General features: G+C 44.3%; 4 protein-coding genes. 2 read left to right on the top strand and 2 right to left on the bottom strand.

Translation table 11 applies throughout. The annotated features are described in order from the left end of the window. The first annotated feature begins 539 nt into the window (after positions 1–539). Positions 540–1,829 carry a DUF389 domain-containing protein gene (locus tag ACLFWI_RS27065; protein WP_446415502.1) on the top strand — a complete coding sequence of 430 codons (1,290 nt, stop codon included), beginning with the start codon at positions 540–542 and terminating at the stop codon, positions 1,827–1,829. Between the two features lie 4 nt (positions 1,830–1,833). Beyond that, positions 1,834–2,616 (top strand): hypothetical protein, encoded by a 783-nt coding sequence (locus tag ACLFWI_RS27060; RefSeq protein WP_446415501.1) that lies wholly within the window; start codon positions 1,834–1,836, stop codon positions 2,614–2,616. 52 nt (positions 2,617–2,668) lie between these two features. Here ACLFWI_RS27060 and ACLFWI_RS27055 read toward each other — a convergent pair whose 3' ends face one another. Both ACLFWI_RS27055 and ACLFWI_RS27050 read right to left on the bottom strand, forming a co-directional pair. Continuing rightward, a complete protein-coding gene (locus ACLFWI_RS27055; RefSeq protein ID WP_446415500.1) occupies positions 2,669–2,890 on the bottom strand; it encodes a hypothetical protein in 222 nt (73 codons plus the stop codon). A gap of 305 nt (positions 2,891–3,195) precedes the next feature. Further along, positions 3,196–4,686 carry a serine/threonine protein kinase gene (locus tag ACLFWI_RS27050; protein ID WP_446415499.1) on the bottom strand — a complete coding sequence of 497 codons (1,491 nt, stop codon included), beginning with the start codon at positions 4,684–4,686 and terminating at the stop codon, positions 3,196–3,198. Between the last annotated feature and the right edge of the window lie 66 nt (positions 4,687–4,752).

Raw genomic sequence — 4,752 nt, 5'->3', positions numbered from 1 at the left:
ATCCGCATTTTCCTGCTTCAGGACGGCAATTTCCTGGCGCAGACTGGCATTCTCCCACATAAGCTGCTCTATGGAGGGGTGGTTAGGTTGCATAGGTGCGATCGGCTTTTTCTGGACGAGGTATAGTTTTCATATCAATCTGTTCAGCCTTATTTCGGAAAAAATGTCATTCGTCATTCGTCATACTCGCTTCGCGAGAAGCAAGCTACGTCATTCGTCATTTGTCATTTGTCATTTGTCATCTTCCCCCGCTCCCCCATCTCCCCCAGCCCCTTTGCCCTAACATCTTTCTGATGAGGGAAGTCAAAATGCATCGGGCGTATCACGCTTAAATGGAATGGCACTGACTTAAAATTCAGCCCTGAACTAAAGTTCGGGCTAAAAGCTCTAACCCGTTTTAACGGGTTAAATACTTACCTAGTAGGCTTTAGCTCACTTGAGCTTTGACAAGGAAATTCATGTCTTGGCTATACAAGTCAGCAATATTCCTCTTAAGCGTGCCATTCCTCTTAAATGACAGGTAACTATGGGAGGATGAGGTGCGCCAACTTTTAATTCAAGTGCCACGAGGACAAGGAGATAAGGTTCTCGATATGGCTAAAGCCCATCAGGGAACAAATTTGGCTCGGTTTGAAGCGTCTGATACCGAGGAACAAATAGATTTTGTGATTACTTATGTTCCCAATCGTCAGGTTGAGCAGTTGCTAGAAGCCTTAGATACTCTGCCTGACTTATATGTGACATTAGTGCCTCGAGGGATGATGCCCCTCAAACCGCCCCTGTCAGAAGCCCCGCAACAAGTGAAAGAGGTGCAGCTACGCAGCCCCCTGGAGATATTCTTAGCGGGGTTGCAGAGTGTTGGTTCTTGGAAGGGATTTCTGGGGTATGCGGCTTGTGCAGGTGTGGTGGTTTGGATTGGGTTGTTTACCAATACCATTTATCTACTCACCGCCGCGATGCTGATTGCACCCTTTGCAGAACCAGCGATGAATACCGCGATCGCAACGGCACGAGGCGATTTATACTTACTTAAGCGTAGTGTCATCCGCTATGGTGCAGGGATTGCGGTGACGGTGCTTGTGGCGGGGATTTTGAGTGTGATTATGCAACAGCAAGCACCCACCAGTCTGATGATGGCGAGTTTTAAGGTATCATCGGTTACGATCCTCCTCCCCTTAATTGCCGGAACCGCAGGGGCGTTGAATCTCATCCAATCTGAACGCAGTAGTCTAGTTTCCGGAGCCGCCGTGGGTGTGTTAGTCGCTGCATCCTTAGCCCCAGCCGCCGGATTAGTGGGAATGGCAGCCGCGATCGCACGCTGGGATATGGTGGTGAATAGTCTGTTCCTGCTTGTGCTTCAGTTAGCCGGGATTAATTTTTCTGGCGCGATTGTCTTCCGTCTGGTGGGGCTTTCCGCCACGGGCGCTCGCTATAACCGGGGAAAGCGGTGGTTGTTTCCTGTGGGGTTGGGAATTGGGGCGGTTATCATGGCAGGGTTGTTAACCGCGCAACTTTGGCAGGAACCCACTTTACAGCGTACCTCACTCGAACAGCGTACCTCAACAGAGATTCAGCAGGTGGTGCAGGAGAGTGATTTGGCAAAACTGGTGCAGTCGAATGTGCAGTTTACGCGGACTAAAATTGAGGGGCAAAATACACTACTGACGGTAGTTTATGTCCAGCGTAACCCGGAGGTAACGGCTTCTACGGAAACCATTCAGACACAGTTAACCGAAGCAATTCAAAGCCATTTACTGGAGACGGATTTCAATGTTACACCCTTAGTCCAGGTGAATGTGTTGGAATTGCCAGATGTTTCAAGAAAATAGGGGAATGGGTGTACAACGATTATTCGCGATCGCAGACACTTCAGTGTTGAACATATCATTAACCACGCTGCTAGCCTTAATCTTCGCCATACTCCTGGCGCTTGTCCATCTATTTGGTGGACAAATGCGCTTTCTTGATGTGATTCCTCGCAGTCAGTGGTTATCATTCGCCGGGGGAGCATCGGTGGCGTATGTTTTTGTGCATTTATTGCCAGAACTCAATCAGGGACAACGAACCATTGAACAGACAGAAGGATTTGCGATCGCGTTTTTGGAAAGCCATGTTTATTTAGTCGCACTTCTGGGATTAACGGTATTCTATGGGTTAGAACATCTGGTGAAAGTGTCGCGGCAAAATAAGCAAAAGCCGGGGAGTTTGCTCTCTCAAGGAATCTTTTGGTTACACATTGGCTCGTTTTCCTTTTATAACCTTTTAATTGGTTATCTACTTATTCATCGCGAGGAACCGGGAATAGAGAGTCTCTTATTCTTTTTTATCGCCATGGCGTTGCACTTTTTTGTCAATGACTATGGATTGCGGGAGCATCACCAAGACGCCTATCATCGGGTAGGGCGCTGGGTTTTAGCTAGCGCAATTTTGTGCGGTTGGGCGATTGGACAAGCCACGGAAATCTCTCCCGCCGCCCTAGCGGTACTATTTGCCTTTCTCAGTGGAGGAATTATCCTGAATGTGATTAAAGAAGAACTACCCGAAGAACGGCAAAGTTGCTTTTGGGCATTTGCTTTGGGGGCAATTGCCTATGCTGGGTTGCTCATTTTGGGTTAGATGTTTGGGCTATTTAGGACAAATAGTCGCGTCTTGAACTATCGATGGCGAATCAAGCACTTTCTTCAGATTTTCCATATTTAGCGTAGACCTGTTGAGGGGTAGCTGGCATTACGTTATAGTATTCTTCGCTACCGTTGCTCTTGCCAATCGGAGCTTGGTATCCACAGACAAACTCTGCTGTGCCGTCACTGAAGATATAAGCCCCACTGTAGTACCCCTCTTGGTCAGGACTTCCAAAGGTTTCTTTTATAATTTTGGTTTTGTTGTTCATTTTTTTGCTCATCGAAAATCTCCTTCTCAGTAGTCGGACACAATTAAATACTCCTCCTGATCATAAAGCCTTTTCTGATATTTAATATTAAGTTTAATGTCAAAGAAAACGGAACTCAGCCATCCTTATCCTTTAAGTAATCTGAATAACATCCAAATAAGGCTGGTGGGCAGTGCCCACCCTACGGTATATTAAGGGTTTCGGTGAGCAAACAAGCTAGATTATTTGCTAAGACTTTGAACCCGTTTTAACGGGTTTTAGCTTTTAGCCAGAACTTTAGTTCTAGGCTTAATTAATAGGCTTAATTAAGATAAAGCCCCCAAAAAATCAGTTATTTCTCTCACCAACCACTTTTGCTCTGATCGGATTAAAGCTATACCTAACCAATGCTTACGCCGATGCGACTGTAGCAAACACACGGTTATCGTTTTTCTAAGTAACGGTAACTTTATTTTGTCCAGGTTTATCGGATTTATATCAGCCAATTGCCCCCGATCATTCCAGTAACATAAACCCAAAATCCACCGTTTTATCTGGAAGCCATTTAGACTAATTTCGATCCAAGTGCGAGACGTGGCACGAATTAAAAAACTCCCGATACTAAACAGTCCTATCATAACATAGATACTCAGAAATAAAAGACCAATAACGAGGAAGCCAATACATCCATTTAATACCCAGTTGTAGATGGTTGTGGCAAATATAATATCTGGATAATGATTGAATCGAATAGTTTCATAAATGTTACCAGAAAATGATGGTATAGCGATAACTTGAACCAGAAGCAAACCGATCAGATCCCACAACAGTAACGGTAAAATGGGTTTGATTATACTAGTCAGTTCCCTTAATAAACGGAAGCGATCGCGTTGTCGCCCTATCGGTTTAATTTCTAGAATTAATTTGTTCGGCGTCTTGAGTAAGGCAATCCGCTTTTGCGGCGATTGGTAAAAAAGTTGTCCTATATTTTGGCTCAGTTTCTGTTTCCCTTGCCAGACAGATAAGGCATCTTTCGCATTAGCAAAACGATAGGCGATCGCAGGGTCTAGGATTCGCTCTAACCAATCGGCAAACTCTGGCAAAATTTGGACATGAGGGCGAAACTTAATTTTGAGCTGATGCTGAGGGAAATCAGCCGGAGATTTTCCGGTTAATAAAAATAGCAATGTTGCACCTAATTCATATAAATCCGTGGATAATACCGCTTGACCTCGGTATTGTTCGGGAGCCATATACCCGAATGTTCCTACTATCGTACTACCTCCCATTACGGTATGATAATAGGTATCGGAAACTGCACCAAAATCAACCAGAAATACTTCTCCATTTTTGCTGAGAATAATATTTTGGGGCTTAATATCGCGATGGATAATCGCTGGCGTACATTGTTGTAAGTAAACCAGTATATTTAATAATTCAATAGCTAAACGTTTTACGGTAGTTTCCTTGGGCTTCCAGCCCAGTTCTACTAATTCAGCTAACGACTTTCCCGGAGCGAGTTGCTGTACCAGATAAAAGTTACGGGTTTCCGGTGTATCTACCTGAAAATACGCTAAATACTTGGGAATCGCGGGATGATTCAGTTGCGCTAGAATTTCGGCTTCTCGTTTAAATAAGTCTAGGGTTTTCCAGTCGCTCATCTGCCGTATGGATAGGGATTTTATTGCCACAATTTGACCCGTTTTTAAGTCTTCAGCCTTATAGGTTGTCCCGATACCTCCTTGTCCTAAAATATTGAGAATACGATAGCGTTGAGCTATGATTGATTGACGAGAATGGAGTTGTGGTATTTTCATTAATCGGTTTTTTAAATTAAATTCCTGTTCAAATAAGGTAGCGAGATTTGAATAAATTTAAATAAT

Origin of the sequence: Coleofasciculus sp., from assembly GCF_046539235.1 — a bacterium.
GTDB lineage: Bacteria > Cyanobacteriota > Cyanobacteriia > Cyanobacteriales > Coleofasciculaceae > Coleofasciculus.
The sequence above is the reverse complement of the archived record's forward strand: the minus strand, read 5'-3'. Positions and strand labels throughout refer to the sequence as shown.